Source organism: Vibrio sp. R10-SF1-ISO8 (assembly GCF_059833805.1).
Genome location: NZ_JCBDHL010000010.1, coordinates 427,981 through 443,917, shown reverse-complemented (window position 1 = coordinate 443,917; position 15,937 = coordinate 427,981). Strand labels below are relative to the sequence as shown.

Below are 15,937 nucleotides of genomic sequence, written 5' to 3'. Positions count from 1 at the left end.
AATAACTGGCACTTAGTTATTGTTATTGGTTGTTTTGTATAGAGGTTACTTTGCTCCAGCGAAGTTCTTATCGATGATTTCTAATAACTCATCACCAAAAGAGTTCGGATTGAGCATGTTCTGTACACCCAAGACAAACTTGCCTTCGCCTGGCTCCATTTCAGCAGATAAGTGTTTCGATGAGACGATGATGTCAGTGGACGCAAGCTTAGACTTGTAGTCAGATACCGCACATGAGTCCATGACATGAGGGATACCTTTTTTCTCTAGGTATTTACCAATCTTCATCTTCATCATCATTGAAGAGCCTTGCCCATTACCACATACAGCTAAGATGCTTACTGGGCGAACACCGTCGCTCGCTTTGATCGCTTTCTCTACCGCTTCAATCACTTCAGGTTCTTCTGTAACAGAAACAACGCCTTGCGCATCTTCTTCTGCTCGAAGCTGTTTGGACGCAAAGAACATGTATACCAGTGAAAGTGCGACTAATACCCAGAAGAAGGCTTTTGACATTGAGATACCGGCAAAGATAGGTGGGAACACTAGAGCCCAGTCAGCCATACCCATCCAACCACTGAACTCCACACCATGATTACTAATCAGCTGAATAGCCCAAGCAGAGCCAACCACTTCGATAATGCCCATCACGAAACAGATCTTCATAACCGCTTTCCAGCCACCAAAGTGGTTAGCAAAGACACCAATTGTTGCGTTCGAGAAGAACATTGGAATGAAACCTGGAATGATCATGATTGGAGAGTCAGCAAGCAGCAGCGCGCCAACAGCAAGGAATTGGCCAATAGCACCCCACATGAAGCCAAACACCATAGCGTTAGGAGAAAACGCGTAGATCGCAGCACAGTCGATAGCCAATACTGCATTTGGAATCACGCGTTCAGAAATACCCTTAAATGCTTCTGACAGTTCAGCAACGAACATACGAACACCAGCAACGATAACTTGAATCGCTACAGCAAACTTCAAGCCTGTTTCTAGGATGTAGATTGTCCAGTGCGTTTTACCCGCCATTGTTTGTAGGTTATCTAGGCCAAACGACAGCAAGATAATGCCAAAGAAAACCGTCATAACGATCGCTGTTGCAGCGATACTATCATGGAAGATATGCAGCCATTTAGGCAGTTCGATATGGTCTACACTATCGTTCTTATCGCCAAGTTTTGGTGCAATCTTAGTCGCGATCCAAGAAGCAACCTGCTGTTGGTGACCAATAGAGAAACCAGCACCACCCGTTACTTCCTCAGTAGGCTTGAACATGATATTGGAAGAGATACCCCAATACAGCGCCATTAACACTGCTGAATATAGGATGGTCTCCCACATTGAAGCGCCAAGGATGAAGTAGAAAACAGCAACCAAACCTGCCTGTTGGAACATGATATGCCCAGTCAGCATAATAGTGCGAATGCCAGTGAAGCGGCGGAAAAGGACGAGGAGAATGTTAATGCCTAACGCTAGCAGTACTGCATAGCCAACCCAGGAATACATATCTCCCATGTTTTCCATCGTCGCCATCATGGTTGTATATGGGTCAATAACGGATCCCGTCAATCCATGATATTCCGACAACTTTTCAATGACGGGTTTAAACCCCTTAACCAATGTGCCCGCACCAACTTGGACTAGCATAAAGCCAACAATCGTTTTGATTGAGCCTTTGATTATCGTCGTAGGATCGCGTCTCAGCAGCCAATAGCCAATAAAAGTAACGAGACCAAGCAGCAAGGGGGCTTTGGTCATTACTTGGCTGTAAAATATATAGAAGATGTCGTATAAGAACTCCATATCTTTACCCCTAATAGTATTTGTAATTTTATTTGGTTCGTAGGACAGAACGTTTTCAACTTAATGTGTGAAATACGCTCTCTTTTGCTCACGAATTAAACTTTAACAATCAAAAGTAATCATTCAATGCTCATTTGTGATTATTTTGATTTTTATCAATTTTGCCCTCATTCAATGGCTGTTTTTGGGTCACCGATCACACCAAAAACCACTAAACACATAAAAATCAGCAACTTATAATTATTTGTGATTTATAACATATTTTTGTTTCATGGTTATTTGACAATCAAACTGATGATTATTAGAATCAAAACAAATCACAAGCAATCACCAAGTAATCACAACACTTGAAAAGGTGATAAGAATGAACGAAGTACAAAGACACGACGGTATCTTGTCGTTATTAGAAGAAAATCGGACGATCAACGTCTCGCATATCATCAACAGCTTTAATGTTTCTCCTGCGACAGCTCGTCGCGACATTTCAAAGCTCGATGAGTTGGGCAAATTACGTAAAGTTCGTAACGGTGCTGAGCGTATTGAGAGCCAAAAGAAAAAGTGGTCACCACTAAACATCAACAGTACTGAGCACTATGAAGAGAAGTCTCTTATAGCCTTACGTGCCGCTGAGTTGTGCGACCCGGGCGATAGCGTGGTCATCAACTGTGGTTCAACCGCATTTTTACTGGGCCAAAAGCTGTGTGGCCAAGATGTACAGATTGTCACCAACTACTTTCCATTGGCGAGCTATCTAATCAATGAGGATCATGACGATGTGATCATTATTGGTGGCCAATACAATAAAGCGCAAAACATCTTTCTTAACCCTGCTCCTGATTCGTTGGGTGGGTACGCGGGTAACTGGATGTTTACCTCAGGCAAAGGCTTAACGGAAGCGGGGCTTTATAAAGCAGACATGCTTACCGCTGTAGCAGAGCAGCAAATGCTTGAGCAAATCGATAAGTTAGTCGTGGTAGTGGATAGTTCGAAAGTGGGTCAAAGAACAGGGATGGTTTTCTGCCCCGCGAGCAAGATTGATATCGTTATAACCGGCAAAGATGCCAACCCTGACGTTGTCAAAGCTATTGAAGCTCAAGGAACACAAGTCATTCTGGTTTAACGCCACCAAATAGATAAATAACACAATAAATTGCTCAGTGTCTTAATCTCATATTAAGACGCTTGGCTCCCTACATCCTAAATAAATCAAATTTCGTGAAATTAAAGGTACTGTTATGAGCAAAGTGAATGAAATAACCCGTGAATCTTGGATCTTAAGCACTTTCCCTGAGTGGGGTACATGGCTAAACGAAGAGATCGAAAATACTGTTGTAGAACCAAATACATTCTCTATGTGGTGGCTAGGGTGTACTGGGATCTGGCTAAAAAGTGAAGGCAATACCAATGTTTCGATCGACTTCTGGTGTGGTACAGGTAAGAAAACTCAAAAGAATGCGTTCATGAAAAACCAACACCAGATGATGCGTATGGGTGGTGTAGAAGCGCTTCAACCAAACTTGCGTACAGCAATTTTCCCACTTGACCCATTTGCGATCAAAGAGATCGATGCTGTACTCGCCTCTCATGATCACGCTGATCATATTGATGTCAACGTTGCCGCTGCGGTCCTACAAAACTGCTCTGAGCACGTTAAATTTATCGGCCCACAAGCTTGTGTCGATCTATGGATGGGCTGGGGAGTTCCTGAGGAGCGTTGCGTTGTAGCAAAAGTTGGTGATGTATTAGAAGTGGGTGACATGAAGATCCGCGTTCTCGACTCATTTGACCGTACTGCACTAGTAACACTTCCAGAAGGCACATCGTCATACGACAAAGAGATCTTGGATGGAATGGACAAACGTGCCGTCAATTATTTAATCGAAACAACGGGTGGTTCCGTTTATCACTCTGGTGACTCACACTACTCGAACTACTACGCATCACATGGTAACGAGTACCAAATTGATGTTGCATTACTTTCTTATGGTGAGAACCCTCGCGGTGTCACTGATAAAATGACTTCATCGGATATTCTCAGAGCGGCTGAGTCACTAGACTGTGAGGTCGTAATGCCATTCCACCACGACATCTGGGCCAACTTCCAGAATGACCCTCGAGAAATTGAAGTGCTATGGAACATGAAAAAAGATCGTCTTCAGTACAGCTTTGCTCCGTTCTTCTGGCAGGTTGGCGGTAAGTACACATACCCAACAGACAAAGGGCGTATGCATTATCAGCACTTCCGTGGTTTCAAAGACATCTTTAAAAATGAACCAGAACTGCCATACAAGGCGTTTTTATAACCGTACCCATAACTGCCAAGCCGAGTGTTTACCCACTCGGCTTTTTTATTGTCGAACCTAATTCCCACCTAACGCTCACCTCGCCTTTTGTTGCCAACCTGCGTAGAATACGCGCTCTTTTCCCATTCACGAGCAATTATAGGCAGTCAGTTTGCACACAGTAGAACAGCTTAAAAGCGGAGAGCTTGCAGGCATTCAGCGTCTTCAAATTTCTGAACAATTAACCGAGTTACCACAAGAGATCTTAGCCTTAGCTGATACGCTGGAAATTCTCGATGTTTCGAACAACCTTTTAAGTGAACTGCCAGAATGGCTCACTGAATTAAAGCAACTCAAAATAGTGTTTGCTTCCAATAACCGTTTCACACGCCTTCCGCTTGTTCTCGGACGCTGCGAAAAGCTTGAGATGGTTGGCTTTAAAAGTAACCAAATTGTTCGTGTCGCCGAAGAGTCATTGCCAGAGCAACTTCGTTGGTTAATTCTGACTGATAACCAGATCGCTAAATTGCCAGAATCTTTGGGTTATCGCCCGCGCCTGCAAAAATTAGCCTTGGCAGGTAACAAACTGACATCACTACCCAACAGCTTTAGCCAGTTGCTCAACTTGGAGTTAGTGCGCCTATCAGCAAATCAGCTTGAGTGCTTCCCTAGCGTACTACTTGAGCTTCCCAAACTGGCGTGGATGGCTTTTGCAGGCAACCCTTTCTGTGAAAGAACCAGTCTTGAAGAGAGTGTTCCACAAGTTGCTTCAAGCGCTTACAAGCTTAATCATGTTCTAGGGCAAGGGGCATCAGGGGTGATCTCTCACGCGGACTGGATTGATGCCAATTTCGACTTCCCAGCCAATGTTGCGGTAAAAGTGTTTAAGGGGGATGTAACCAGTGATGGCTATCCTTGCGATGAGCTGCAAGCTTGCCTGCAAACGGGTCACCACCACAACCTTGTGAAATCTATCGCTCAAGTAAACGAGGACAATCACCTTGCCCTAGTGATGGAGTTGATCCCAGATAGCTACTTCAATCTTGGTCTACCACCAACACTACAAACCTGTACACGAGATGTTTTTAAGCAAGACTTCACCCTTTCGGTCAGTCAGATTGAAAAGATCGTTGACCAGATGATGGATGTGTTTAATCACCTACACGATAACAAGGTATGTCATGGTGACCTCTACGCGCACAATGTGTTGATCAATGAACAAGGTGAGATGATATTTGGCGATTTTGGCGCCGCATCAGTCTATGACTACTTAACCGAAACCCAACAACGCGGTATTAGAAAGATTGAAGCTCGCGCTTTGGGGCACTTTATTGATGATCTGCTCTCGGTATGTAAGCCGATTGAAACACAAACTGCGGCCTACAAAAGCTTAAAGAACCTAGCCTTAATCACTGGCTAAACTGCTTTACAAAGAGCGCTAGTATTACATGTCTATTAGCGCTCTAAATCACGGTCAATCTCTTGCTGAAGCGCTTCAAGTTGCTCAAGTACGGCGAGAAACTTCTCCCCAAAATCCGTCACCTGATATTCCACCCTTGGCGGCAACTCGTTGTAAACCACTTTATCTAAAATACCGAACTCTACATTACGCTTTAGACATTGATTTAGCACCTTAGTCGACAGCCCTTCAACGCTACGCACCATCTCTCCAGGACGATTTATGCCTGCAGCAAGCAATTGATAAACCGTTAGTGACCATTTGCAGCCATAGATGGTTTCGACCATCCGCGCGCTACTTTGAGGAGCGACTTTCCTCGAAAATTTTTTCTCTTTGTTATTCATAAAGATGTACCAATAAGTACCTACCCCACCAGTTAGTACTTACTATCTAACGCCTTGGTATATGGGTAGTATAAGTACTAACAAAATAACCAAAACGATAAGAAACTGGAATATTCTTATCTAAATAATCCCATTGCCTGATGCCAATAACACTGCCTTCAATTGAACAAGTAACGGGAAGGAGAAAAGTATGCTCAATATGAATTTTGCTGAGCGAGTCGTGATTGATACTCAGTCTATGCCTTGGATCGCCAGCCCTGCCCAAGGTGTTTGGCGTAAACAACTCGAACGTGAGGAAGCGGAATCAGGCCATACGACAAGTATTGTGCGCTATGAAGCAGGCTCTCAGTTTAAAACCCACCCTCACCCAATGGGTGAAGAGATCTTTGTGTTAGAGGGGGTGTTCTCCGATGAAAATGGCGATTACCCAGCAGGGACTTATTTACGTAACCCTCCGGGCAGTAACCATGCTCCATTTAGCGACAAAGGCTGCGTGATATTAGTCAAACTAAATCAATTTGATGCACGCGATAGTGCGACAGTACGAGTCAACACAAACACACAGCAATGGCTTACAGGGATTGGCGGCCTTGAAGTGATGCCCCTACATGATTTTGAGCATGAGCATGTTGCCTTAGTGAAATGGCCAGCCGGAGAAAGGTTTCAACCACATAAGCATTTTGGTGGTGAAGAGATCCTTGTTCTCAGTGGCAAATTCTCCGATGAACACGGGCAGTATCCACAAGGTTGTTGGATACGCAGCCCGCATATGAGTGAGCACTTTCCTTACGTCGAACAAGAAACCGTGATCCTAGTGAAGACAGGCCATTTGCCTCTGGTGGTTTAGCCCAATGTAAGGGCATAGGCTTAGCGAATGCCCTTGTTAAAAAGCAATTATCGACCACCCGCTATATCGATAAAAGAGCCAGTGACGAACGACGCCTCATCAGACAATAACCAAGCAATAGAGTTCGCGACTTCTAATGCCGTTCCTCCGCGTCCCAACGGAAGTTGTGGCCCAAGCCTATCTACGCGTCCTGGCTCCCCCCCATCGGCGTGCATTTCTGTATAAATACAGCCTGGTCTGACACCATTAACACGAATATTACGTGACGCAAGCTCAAGTGACAGTCCTTTGGTTAACGAGTCCATCGCGCCTTTAGAGGCCGCGTAGTCTACGTATTCAAATGGCGCTCCTGTTCTTGAGGCAGCGGAAGAGACGTTAACGATAGAGCCATTTCTATCAAGCTGATTGATAAACGCTTTACAGCACAAAAAGCAGCTTATGACATTGGCGTCCATTACCTTCTTGAATCGTTCTAGGTCAATCTCACTCAAGGTTGATTGAGTAAACAGAATACCTGCATTGTTCACCAAATGAGTGACTGTGCCATAGCGCTGGGTAATTTGGGCAAACATAGCTTCAACTTGCTCTTGGTCTGAAACATCAGCCTGAATCGCGAACGCATTTCCGCCCTCGGAAGTAATCTGCTCAACCACTTCATCAGCACGCTGGTGGTTTTTAAGATAATTGACCGCGACGGCATAGCCTTGGCTTGCAAGAAGTTTTGCGGTTTCAGCGCCAATTCCCCTACCCGCTCCCGTTACAATAACCACTTTATCCATTTGATTTCCTTTACTCTTCAATTCCAATTAAGGTGACTTTACAGTGTAAAATCCGTTGGTTCTTGCATCTTCTCTACACCAGCCATTAAACGCTCTACCAACAAACTCAATGCCTTAGGTTGATAGCGCCTTTGCTTATACACCAAGTAGGCTTGTCTAACACTGCGTTGATACTGAGGCAGCACCCTAACTAAGTTCATCCCTTTATGCACATGTCTGAAAGGCAACGACGCCACGCCCAAACCTTTCTCTACTGCGCCACATACCGCCAAAATATCATTCACGATCAGCTTAGGCTTCACGCTCATCACATCAACCAGATGCTCTTGCTCATACACGGAAATGTCTAGAGCATGATCAACGCTGACCCAGTCAAGCTGACTCAAAGAGGCAAGATCGTTAACCTCCCCTACTTTGGTTAAGTACTCAGGACTGGCAAAAAAGGCATGGCGAGCTTTAAATAAAGGTCTAGCGATCATCTCATTCATCTCAGCCAAGTCGAAGGTGATCAGCAAATCTCGGTCAGTCTGTGGTACTGCTTGCTCTTGGCTAAGCACTAAGTCGAGCGATACTTTGGGGTGATCAACCAAAAACTGCTCGACCACCTCCCCCACAAAGGCTCGATAAAAGTTGTGCGGAATAGCGAGCTTTATCTTACCCGATACTTCCTGTGTATCAGAAAGCATTTGTCCGAATCCAGATTCGACCGATTCCATGCCACTTCTAAGCAACTCAAAGGCTTCTGAGCCACTTTGTGTTGCAACTAGCTCTCTGCCCTTCTTTTCCAATAATCGCGTATTGAGGCGCTGTTCAAGCGCAGATAAGCGACGTGACATGGTCGAAACAGGAAGCTGAAGCTTTTTAGAAGCCGACAGCAAAGAGCCTTCTTCCACCACACTACAAAACAAATAGAGATCATCCATGTTTCCAAATATGGAATTCATACTTCTATACCTGCTTATTTTTTTCACTATTGGATAGTTATATCCTTAAATACATCAGAACAACAATAAGAAGAGGAGAATTTATGAACCGCAAACATTTTTGGATTTCCGCCCTGCTTTCGTCTTTGACCATGGCCATCATTATGTCGGGATTAATTTCTGGCTATAAACTGGGTTTTAGTAACGAGTGGCCAGCAATTTGGCTAGATAGCTTTCTTCTGGCATGGCCGGCAGCGCTAACACTTAACTTGACTGTCTTACCGCAAATTAGAAAGTTGTCTAACTGGTTAGCTGGCGCAAGCGCTGTCTCGCAAGCTTAAAGCATTTAAAAAACAAAAAGGGGACCTCATGTCCCCTTGTCATATTTGTTGGTGCCATTATGGCGTGATAATACCTTGCAACTCTTGCTCTCTTTGAGCCGTTATCCAATTAAGGCATTGCTCTTTTAACTGTGGCTCGACTGACGCGATCAAGCGACATGTCGCATCGCGATGTTTAATCCACTGCCTTTGCACTTCTCTTACATCATCAGCTTGTGGTTTTGGCATCGCATAGTCTTCTGATGGCAGTTTAAGCGCACTCATTAGCTTTTTGTATGTCGCATTTAATTGGCTATCTGTTTCACTGAGTGGCGTGGAAACGGCCTCTATATCGCCTTGAATGGCTTTATCTAGCGTTGAAAGATAAAGATCCTTCTGCGACTGAATCGAGTCTATAATCCAAGCAGTACGCCCCGTACCACCATGCATTTCTTCTTGCTGCGCTTTGAGCGTGACATAATCTTCCATCTCTTTATAAGCAAGATTCAACAGAGCTATGCTCTCCACAGGCAGTTTTTCAGTTAACGCTGAAAGCTCAGTTTGGCGACGTTTCTCCTGCTCTACGGCATCCCTATCAGCGCAATACCCTGCCCCCGCGCCACTGGTCACGCAATGACAAAGATTAAAAGGCACCACTTGATCATTTTTCCAATGCTTATAGTAATCGGTGACCGCAAACGACAGCTCTGCAGGCACATCACCACCACGCGTTATCAACCAAAACACCAGCTCCGGATCGGGTTTACCAAACTTACTTCCCTCTTTTGAAGCTTGTTCAGCTAACTCCCATACATCGTAGAAGGGCCAATCTCCATCTTCATCCTCTACCTGATAAGTTTTAAAGAATACATCAGGGTCACGCTCAGGAACTTCGGCAGCGTAAGTCAGTACTTGCACCTTTTCTTGTTCATCATAGAGGGTCAAGTTAGGATTTTTACGTTTGGCTTTATAGTAAGTCTCTAGTGCGCTTTTAGGGTCAGACACTCTAATGCTGCCTGCGCGGAAAAAGACCTTATCTAGATAGTATTTTAGTGCCTCTTGATGACCATGCACCGCGGCTTGCTGCAAATGGTTGACACTCTCTTCATCCGTTAAAGTGTATTGGTAAGCAAGTCTAAAGTGCGCTTCTGCACTGCCCTGCTCAGCCGCCTGAGTAAACAAAGTCTGCGCTTGTTTTTTATCGCCTGCTTCATAGAGCTGCTGCGCTTGCGTCACGAGATCCAGCTCAGTAGCAGCAGCGGAAAAAGCCAAGCTACAACTCAATACAATCGGAATAAATTTGGTCATCATATCATTGGTCCATCAATAACAGAGTGAGCAGAATGAATGCTCTTTCGAGTTTGGTATCAGCCCTATTTTTAACACGCGAAAACAAAAAAAGGGATCGAATCGATCCCTTTTTAGTTTATCTGATTTGCAGCGCTTAGCGATTACAGCTCAGCGTTGTGGTAAACCTGCTGAACGTCATCACAGTCATCAAGAAGGTCTAAGAACTTCTGGAATTTCTCTGCATCTTCACCCGCAACTGGCGTGTGAGTTTGAGGTACGAAAGTGATCTCTTCTACATCAAGAGTCAGGTCTGGGAACGCACCGTTTAGAGCAGTCTTAGTTTTGAAGAACTCAGTGTGAGGTGCGAAAACCGTAATCACGCCATCTTCAAGTTCAACGTCAGTCACGTCTACGTCTTCCATCATCAGCGTTTCTAGAATGATTTCATCATCATCGCCTTTAAACTGGAATACTGCTTGGTGATCAAACATGTGTGAAACAGAACCTTCAACACCAATTTTCGCACCTGTTTTAACGAAACACTGGCGTACATCTTGGAAAGTACGGTTACCGTTGTCAGTTAGACAATCAACGATGACGCTTGTGCCGCCAGGACCAAAGCCTTCGTAGCGCGCAGGAACGTAGTCTTCGCCGCCACCACCGTTTGCTTTATCGATCGCTTTGTCGATAACGTGTGCAGGAACTTGGTCTTTTTTCGCTTTTGCGATCAGGTGCTTAAGAGACAAGTTCATGTCTGGGTCTGCACCGCCATTTTTCGCGCACATGTAAATTTCTTTACCGTATTTGGAATAAACTTTAATTTTTGCGCCAGCAGTTTTAGCCATTGAGGCTTTGCGCACTTCAAAACTTCTTCCCATCGGGATGTTCTCTCTAATTCAATTTAACGCGAAGGATTTTAGCAAAAAGCGAGCACATTTCAATTTCTCGCCTTGCAGAGGAAATGGTTACGTTACGCGACGCCCATTACTCGCTTATATTTAGCTACAGACTCTAGGAATGAAGCCTTTTCTTCTTCATCGGCAATTTTGGCTGCCTCCTGATCAATCTCATCAGGCACAGCTTTCGCTTCACGAAGCTTCCAAACCAAAAATGAGGCTTGCTTATCAAGTTCAATCTTGTTTTTTTCGCTTGCAGGGAGAGTTGACAGGTTTATCGACATAGCAAAATTTAAATCTGTAAAAATATGGGGAGGGAATATACCACACCCAACGCGAATGTAGCGAGGAATTGCAGAGGGAGTGAAGGGTTAGATCAAAAAACTCTCAAAAACAAAGGGGGGCTTTCCTGTGCCCCCCTTAGGTAATCGCATATGTGTGTCACAACTAGTGCAGAATGCCTAGTTCCTTTGCCTCTTCGATAGTTAACCCACTCTCACGAATCTCTTTTAATGCTTCGATACGACGACGAGCTTCGGCAGATTTGGCACCCTTAGTCGGCTTTTGTGACTCTACTTCTTCCGTGAAGTCCCACTTGCCAGCAATTTTACTCATTTCATCATGGTCAATAGAATTAATGGACATAATAACCTCCGAACAAACCATGCTAGGGACAGGTAATCTGTAGCAAAACCTCTCGCCCCTTGTTAAGAATTTTAGTCCCATAATGTGATTGTGCTAATAGTTCAGAAACTCTTACTGTTTTTTGTATAAATAAGTTTTGCGCCTGCCGTTGTCGCACAGTACATTTAAAGGATTACCCCTACAGAAATGAAGGCGATCCGGGTCTCATTTTTTCTTAAGTGTTTTCTTCTCTAGCCCCCAGTGCTGAACACATTCTGAGCGCATTTTTCGAGTCACTTCACTGTTTTCAATCGTACTTCTTTTCACTCAAAAAATAAGAGTTAATGATAATCATTATCTTTTGTGTTTTTGAGTAAGATTATGAGTAAACTAACCAGCACGCATGCCTATCATGCAGACCCGATCATCAAGGTTCGGGATTTATGTGTCGACTACATTACCGACACGGGCGACTTCAACGCAGTGAAGTCAGTCAGTTTTGACATTGGTAAAGGTGAAATATTTGGCCTTGCCGGCGAATCAGGTTGTGGTAAAAGCACCATCGCTTTTGCAATTAATCGTCTACATAAGCCACCTGCGTTTATCTCTGGCGGCGAAATTCATTTCGAGGGGCAAGACCTACTTAGGCTATCCGATAAAGATCTCGGTGCTATCCGCTGGAGCGAAATTGCTATGGTCTTTCAAAGTGCCATGAACTCACTTAATCCCGTGTTGCCAATTCAAGAGCAATTTGCCGATGTACTGCGCCACCATAGAGGCATGAGTGAGGAACAAGCCAAAGATCGCGCGGAAAAACTACTCGATTTAGTCAACATTCCCCGAGAGCGACTCACTGAGTACCCTCACCAGTTCAGTGGTGGTATGAGACAGCGATTGGTCATCGCGATTGCTCTATCACTCAATCCAAAGCTAATCATTATGGATGAGCCGACTACAGCACTCGATGTGGTGGTCCAGCGCGAAATATTGCAGCAAATCTATCAACTACGTGAAGAGTTTGGATTCTCGGTGCTGTTTATTACCCACGATTTAGCCCTGATGAGCCAATTATGCGACCGCATTGCCATCATGCGCCATGGCGAAATTGTCGAGGTTAATCAGTCTAAGCAAATTCGCAACAACCCTCAGCACCCATATACACAAAAGCTATGGGCTTCATTCCCGAACATTCACGAAGGTAAACATCAACAGCAAGGAGCCCTCGCATGAGCCAACCCATCATTCAACTTAACAACGTGGTTAAAGAGTTCACTATTGGCGGAGGGTTTGCGTCTGTTGAGCGATTTAAAGCCCTGCAAGGGATAACCCTCAACCTGCATAAAGGCCGTACCTTAGCGCTAGTTGGAGAATCTGGCTGTGGTAAAAGTACTTGCGCACGCTTGATCACTAAGGTTTACCCAACTACATCTGGCGAGATCCTGTTTAACGGCAAGAACATCGATGAAATCACCAGTAAGAAAGAGCTTCTAGATTATCGCAGCAAGGTGCAAATGGTGTTTCAAGACCCATTTGGCTCGTTAAATCCAACCCAAACCATTGAGCACCATTTAACTCGTCCACTGAAGATACACAAACAAGTGGCAAACAAAGCCGATATTCCTTCTAGGCTGAAGGAGCTGATCGAGTTAGTGGAACTGGCTCCTGATACCTTAGGCAAGTACCCACATGAGCTAAGCGGCGGCCAAAGACAAAGGGTGAATCTGGCAAGAGCACTCGCGGTAGGCGCTGAGGTTATTCTTGCTGATGAGCCGACCTCTATGCTGGATGTCTCCATTCGTCTAGGTGTCCTCAACCTGATGCAACGGATGAAAAAAGAGCTCGGTATTGGCTTTTTGTACATAACCCACGATCTCGCGACCGCGCACTACATTGCGGAAGAAACCGCCGTTATGTACAAGGGGCAAATTGTTGAATGGGGTGATACTCAAGCGATCTTAACTGATCCGCAACATCCATACACCAAGCTACTGATCTCTGCGGTACCCGACCCCGATCTGCCATTTGGTCAATTAGTGGAAAATGAACCAAACTATTCTTTAGATGCTGATCAGATCCGTGAGCAAAGTGCGATTGTTAAAGAAGGGTTTGATCAAGTCGGACCAAATCACTTTGTAAAACATTGGGTTAAGGCAGCATGAGTCAATTAGATATGTGGGTAGAACAGATCGGGATCTGGTATCAACACCGAAAGCATGATCAAGGTAGTAATCTTGAATCATTGATCCTGTCACCTCCAGAGCAAATTTGGGGGCCGTTAATTTCTGGTCAACAAAGTAAGGCGATTGCCTGTTGGTTAGATGGTTGCCTGCGTATCTTTAATCATACTCGTTACGACGCACCTGATAAAGCGTACCAGTTTCTACAGCTGGCCTATAGCAAACTGCAAAATGTGGTTTCGAATCCGGCCAGTGAGCTAGAACTAAAAGATTGGTGTATGAAGCGCATGCAGCACCTGACAGTATTAAGCTTGGAGTTCTGCAATCAACAAAGTCATTGCAGCTGGCAGGAAGAATCTCATCAGTTGATCGATGCCCATGTTCAGTTTATGGCAGCCCATGCTTGGAATGAACCACGGAACGATGATCAAGGTTTCCCGTTATGGAAGCATTAATTTCTATTCAATGCAAAAACGCCCTCATATCTAACGAGGGCGAGTACTATTTTAGATTCAATAACGAGTCACTAAGGGTTGTATTTAAAGTTACTAGTATTTAGGCAGCTAGTATCGATATCACGCATTGTCTCTGGCTTATTGATCGCACTGAAAACTATATCTTTAAGACAAATATTCTTCCCATCTCGCGCGTCAGTGATTATTCCATGACCACCATCATCAGATGTCAGGCTTAACTTATTTGAGAACTTTACCGAAGAAACTTCAGCCCATGCAGGAGGAGTTTGGCCATCATTGGCACCATTTAGTAACAACACAGGATAAGTCACGGGTGCCATAGAAGTATAGTTGCTCGATGGGACAGTGCTAATGTTCCAAGCATCACACGCTTCACTGCTCAACCCTAGGTGGTGACTAGTATCGACAACACTTTGCACGTGCTCTCCCCATTTAGCGCGGCTCGAATGAACTGAATGATAGACAGGCTTGACTGGCTCTTCTGCACAAATATTAGATAGCCCCATCCCCGCAAACATATCTGGTTCAGTAGCACTATACTCATCTATTGCCATAGAGATTATATCGGATTCAATTTGTGCTTTGTTTAACCTGAGAAGTGCTACTGGCTCAAACTTTTTGTCACCAACGACACTATAAGTACGACTCATACTATTCTGGACTAGATAATTGAGTAACGGCAATCGATACTGCTCGCCTATCTCGCCAAGACGAGTGTTCAGGTCAGATTTTAATGTGTTCTCATTGCAATAAGGCGCACTTCGGCGACAAACCTCTAGCAAACGATCAAGTGACTCATAGTTTGACCAAGGCATATCTTTAATGCCATTTACCTCTATCGGGAATACACCATCCAACACCATCATTTTAATAGCGCTCGACTGCTGGTAGCCTGCTGCAATCTGTTTTTGTTCTTCTCTTGCCATAGTCATAGCAAGTCGGGTTCAGTACGAGACACCATAGAGCTTCCAGCCACTCTCAAGTTGATTTGCTTCAGTAAGCTTTTTCTCCAATACAAGAAGATCTAGAGCGTTGTTAACATTAGTATATTTTTCTAAATCAACTCCGCCGTTAGTATACTTGTTCTTGCAGTCTTTGATTTGCTGAGTCGTACCAGAGTCACCAAAATCACAACTCAAAGAAGGCGTAGAGTATCCAGTACCGCGCTGATCAACAAAATAGATGTCATGGTTGGATGAAAGAGCAGGAAAGTGACTATTGCTATAGCCAGCAATGTTTAGTGACATTCCTCCAGGTCCACCATCCAAGAAAACAAATGAACCTTTTTTAACGCCTTGGGCACTCGTCTTAGCAACTGCAATTTGAATCTTCTTACTGTTTGGTTGCGTGTAGTCTTCAGGAACTTGTAAAAGCCAGCAACTATCAACGGTATTCGGCTGAGCATAATTCTTACCAACCAACTGTAGTTGATTACATTGTACTGTTTGCAGCTCAGCAGACGCATTTGATAGCGTTGACAAGTTCACTAGACTATTACTGGTTACTGATGGAGTACTTCCTCCATCGCCTCCCCCACATCCAGCTATCACTGCCGCAATCGTCAGTACTGCTATTTTTCTATTCATCTACGAAGCATCTTCACCAAAAAATAATTAGCGGAGCGTACTACCGATTTCCACAATAAAACATGAAAGGAATGGCCTTAATAATTGCGTCTTTTTAACCTTGAGAACCACTAAAAGGCTTGCTAGCA

The 15,937-nt window shown here is 44.4% G+C and carries 18 protein-coding genes; 8 read left to right on the top strand and 10 right to left on the bottom strand.

Features of this window, described 5'->3' with window-relative positions:
• Window positions 1-45: 45 nt before the first annotated feature.
• Window positions 46-1,806 (bottom strand): PTS ascorbate-specific subunit IIBC, encoded by a 1,761-nt coding sequence (locus AC6R00_RS07630; RefSeq protein ID WP_500639915.1) that lies wholly within the window; start codon window positions 1,804-1,806, stop codon window positions 46-48.
• A 364-nt stretch (window positions 1,807-2,170) separates the two neighbouring features.
• Between AC6R00_RS07630 and ulaR the strand changes: the two genes are divergently transcribed.
• From ulaR to AC6R00_RS07615, 3 genes are all read left to right on the top strand, one after another.
• A complete protein-coding gene (gene ulaR, locus AC6R00_RS07625) occupies window positions 2,171-2,926 on the top strand; it encodes an HTH-type transcriptional regulator UlaR (RefSeq protein WP_486796058.1) in 756 nt (251 codons plus the stop codon).
• Between the two features lie 115 nt (window positions 2,927-3,041).
• On the top strand, window positions 3,042-4,109 hold the full coding sequence (ulaG, locus tag AC6R00_RS07620) for an L-ascorbate 6-phosphate lactonase (RefSeq protein WP_486788511.1): 1,068 nt from the start codon (window positions 3,042-3,044) through the stop codon (window positions 4,107-4,109).
• Between the two features lie 151 nt (window positions 4,110-4,260).
• Entirely contained in the window at window positions 4,261-5,508 is a 1,248-nt protein-coding gene (locus AC6R00_RS07615) for a leucine-rich repeat-containing protein kinase family protein (RefSeq protein WP_500639914.1), read from the top strand.
• A 35-nt stretch (window positions 5,509-5,543) separates the two neighbouring features.
• Here the strand turns inward: AC6R00_RS07615 and AC6R00_RS07610 are convergent, their stop codons facing one another.
• On the bottom strand, window positions 5,544-5,891 hold the full coding sequence (locus tag AC6R00_RS07610; protein WP_500639913.1) for a winged helix-turn-helix transcriptional regulator: 348 nt from the start codon (window positions 5,889-5,891) through the stop codon (window positions 5,544-5,546).
• Between the two features lie 190 nt (window positions 5,892-6,081).
• Between AC6R00_RS07610 and AC6R00_RS07605 the strand changes: the two genes are divergently transcribed.
• Window positions 6,082-6,738: a cupin domain-containing protein gene (locus AC6R00_RS07605; RefSeq protein ID WP_500639912.1), complete on the top strand. Its 657-nt coding sequence runs from the start codon at window positions 6,082-6,084 to the stop codon at window positions 6,736-6,738.
• A 47-nt stretch (window positions 6,739-6,785) separates the two neighbouring features.
• Here AC6R00_RS07605 and AC6R00_RS07600 read toward each other — a convergent pair whose 3' ends face one another.
• The gene (locus tag AC6R00_RS07600; protein ID WP_500639911.1) at window positions 6,786-7,517 is read right to left on the bottom strand and encodes a glucose 1-dehydrogenase; all 732 of its coding nucleotides are present in this window, start codon (window positions 7,515-7,517) and stop codon (window positions 6,786-6,788) included.
• A 38-nt stretch (window positions 7,518-7,555) separates the two neighbouring features.
• Window positions 7,556-8,461: a LysR family transcriptional regulator gene (locus AC6R00_RS07595; RefSeq protein WP_500639910.1), complete on the bottom strand. Its 906-nt coding sequence runs from the start codon at window positions 8,459-8,461 to the stop codon at window positions 7,556-7,558.
• Between the two features lie 83 nt (window positions 8,462-8,544).
• Here AC6R00_RS07595 and AC6R00_RS07590 point away from each other — a divergent pair, with 83 nt between their 5' ends.
• Window positions 8,545-8,781: a DUF2798 domain-containing protein gene (locus tag AC6R00_RS07590; RefSeq protein ID WP_500639909.1), complete on the top strand. Its 237-nt coding sequence runs from the start codon at window positions 8,545-8,547 to the stop codon at window positions 8,779-8,781.
• Between the two features lie 57 nt (window positions 8,782-8,838).
• Here the strand turns inward: AC6R00_RS07590 and AC6R00_RS07585 are convergent, their stop codons facing one another.
• The 4 genes from AC6R00_RS07585 to AC6R00_RS07570 form a co-directional block, all read right to left on the bottom strand.
• Entirely contained in the window at window positions 8,839-10,071 is a 1,233-nt protein-coding gene (locus AC6R00_RS07585; protein ID WP_500639908.1) for a lysozyme inhibitor LprI family protein, read from the bottom strand.
• Between the two features lie 140 nt (window positions 10,072-10,211).
• A complete protein-coding gene (locus AC6R00_RS07580) occupies window positions 10,212-10,928 on the bottom strand; it encodes a YebC/PmpR family DNA-binding transcriptional regulator (RefSeq protein WP_008074122.1) in 717 nt (238 codons plus the stop codon).
• A gap of 92 nt (window positions 10,929-11,020) precedes the next feature.
• Entirely contained in the window at window positions 11,021-11,230 is a 210-nt protein-coding gene (locus AC6R00_RS07575; RefSeq protein ID WP_038202197.1) for a DUF3283 family protein, read from the bottom strand.
• Between the two features lie 163 nt (window positions 11,231-11,393).
• On the bottom strand, window positions 11,394-11,591 hold the full coding sequence (locus AC6R00_RS07570) for a PA3496 family putative envelope integrity protein (RefSeq protein WP_004746308.1): 198 nt from the start codon (window positions 11,589-11,591) through the stop codon (window positions 11,394-11,396).
• 360 nt (window positions 11,592-11,951) lie between these two features.
• Here AC6R00_RS07570 and AC6R00_RS07565 point away from each other — a divergent pair, with 360 nt between their 5' ends.
• The 3 genes from AC6R00_RS07565 to AC6R00_RS07555 are packed head-to-tail and all read left to right on the top strand — an operon-like array spanning window position 11,952 to window position 14,202.
• A complete protein-coding gene (locus AC6R00_RS07565; RefSeq protein WP_500639907.1) occupies window positions 11,952-12,800 on the top strand; it encodes an ABC transporter ATP-binding protein in 849 nt (282 codons plus the stop codon).
• A complete protein-coding gene (locus AC6R00_RS07560) occupies window positions 12,797-13,729 on the top strand; it encodes an ATP-binding cassette domain-containing protein (protein WP_500639906.1) in 933 nt (310 codons plus the stop codon). Before AC6R00_RS07565 ends, AC6R00_RS07560 begins: the two co-directional genes overlap by 4 nt.
• Window positions 13,726-14,202: a transcriptional regulator gene (locus tag AC6R00_RS07555; protein ID WP_500639905.1), complete on the top strand. Its 477-nt coding sequence runs from the start codon at window positions 13,726-13,728 to the stop codon at window positions 14,200-14,202. Before AC6R00_RS07560 ends, AC6R00_RS07555 begins: the two co-directional genes overlap by 4 nt.
• A gap of 71 nt (window positions 14,203-14,273) precedes the next feature.
• On the opposite strand, the gene AC6R00_RS07550 is transcribed toward AC6R00_RS07555, so the two are convergent.
• Together AC6R00_RS07550 and AC6R00_RS07545 are read right to left on the bottom strand one after the other, a co-directional pair.
• Entirely contained in the window at window positions 14,274-15,149 is an 876-nt protein-coding gene (locus AC6R00_RS07550) for an alpha/beta hydrolase (RefSeq protein ID WP_500639904.1), read from the bottom strand.
• An 18-nt stretch (window positions 15,150-15,167) separates the two neighbouring features.
• Window positions 15,168-15,809: a hypothetical protein gene (locus tag AC6R00_RS07545; RefSeq protein ID WP_500639903.1), complete on the bottom strand. Its 642-nt coding sequence runs from the start codon at window positions 15,807-15,809 to the stop codon at window positions 15,168-15,170.
• Between the last annotated feature and the right edge of the window lie 128 nt (window positions 15,810-15,937).

Bases quoted from the DNA above. Each gene is read 5' to 3' on its own strand.
- AC6R00_RS07600 (WP_500639911.1), bottom strand. From the start codon at position 7,517: ATGGATAAAGTGGTTATTGTAACGGGAGCGGGTAGGGGAATTGGCGCT.
- ulaG (WP_486788511.1), top strand. From the start codon at position 3,042: ATGAGCAAAGTGAATGAAATAACCCGTGAATCTTGGATCTTAAGCACT.
- AC6R00_RS07585 (WP_500639908.1), bottom strand. From the start codon at position 10,071: ATGATGACCAAATTTATTCCGATTGTATTGAGTTGTAGCTTGGCTTTT.
- AC6R00_RS07570 (WP_004746308.1), bottom strand. From the start codon at position 11,591: ATGTCCATTAATTCTATTGACCATGATGAAATGAGTAAAATTGCTGGC.
- AC6R00_RS07550 (WP_500639904.1), bottom strand. From the start codon at position 15,149: ATGGCAAGAGAAGAACAAAAACAGATTGCAGCAGGCTACCAGCAGTCG.
- AC6R00_RS07545 (WP_500639903.1), bottom strand. From the start codon at position 15,809: ATGAATAGAAAAATAGCAGTACTGACGATTGCGGCAGTGATAGCTGGA.
- ulaR (WP_486796058.1), top strand. From the start codon at position 2,171: ATGAACGAAGTACAAAGACACGACGGTATCTTGTCGTTATTAGAAGAA.
- AC6R00_RS07595 (WP_500639910.1), bottom strand. From the start codon at position 8,461: ATGAATTCCATATTTGGAAACATGGATGATCTCTATTTGTTTTGTAGT.
- AC6R00_RS07630 (WP_500639915.1), bottom strand. From the start codon at position 1,806: ATGGAGTTCTTATACGACATCTTCTATATATTTTACAGCCAAGTAATG.
- AC6R00_RS07580 (WP_008074122.1), bottom strand. From the start codon at position 10,928: ATGGGAAGAAGTTTTGAAGTGCGCAAAGCCTCAATGGCTAAAACTGCT.
- AC6R00_RS07590 (WP_500639909.1), top strand. From the start codon at position 8,545: ATGAACCGCAAACATTTTTGGATTTCCGCCCTGCTTTCGTCTTTGACC.
- AC6R00_RS07605 (WP_500639912.1), top strand. From the start codon at position 6,082: ATGCTCAATATGAATTTTGCTGAGCGAGTCGTGATTGATACTCAGTCT.
- AC6R00_RS07610 (WP_500639913.1), bottom strand. From the start codon at position 5,891: ATGAATAACAAAGAGAAAAAATTTTCGAGGAAAGTCGCTCCTCAAAGT.
- AC6R00_RS07560 (WP_500639906.1), top strand. From the start codon at position 12,797: ATGAGCCAACCCATCATTCAACTTAACAACGTGGTTAAAGAGTTCACT.
- AC6R00_RS07575 (WP_038202197.1), bottom strand. From the start codon at position 11,230: ATGTCGATAAACCTGTCAACTCTCCCTGCAAGCGAAAAAAACAAGATT.
- AC6R00_RS07555 (WP_500639905.1), top strand. From the start codon at position 13,726: ATGAGTCAATTAGATATGTGGGTAGAACAGATCGGGATCTGGTATCAA.
- AC6R00_RS07565 (WP_500639907.1), top strand. From the start codon at position 11,952: ATGAGTAAACTAACCAGCACGCATGCCTATCATGCAGACCCGATCATC.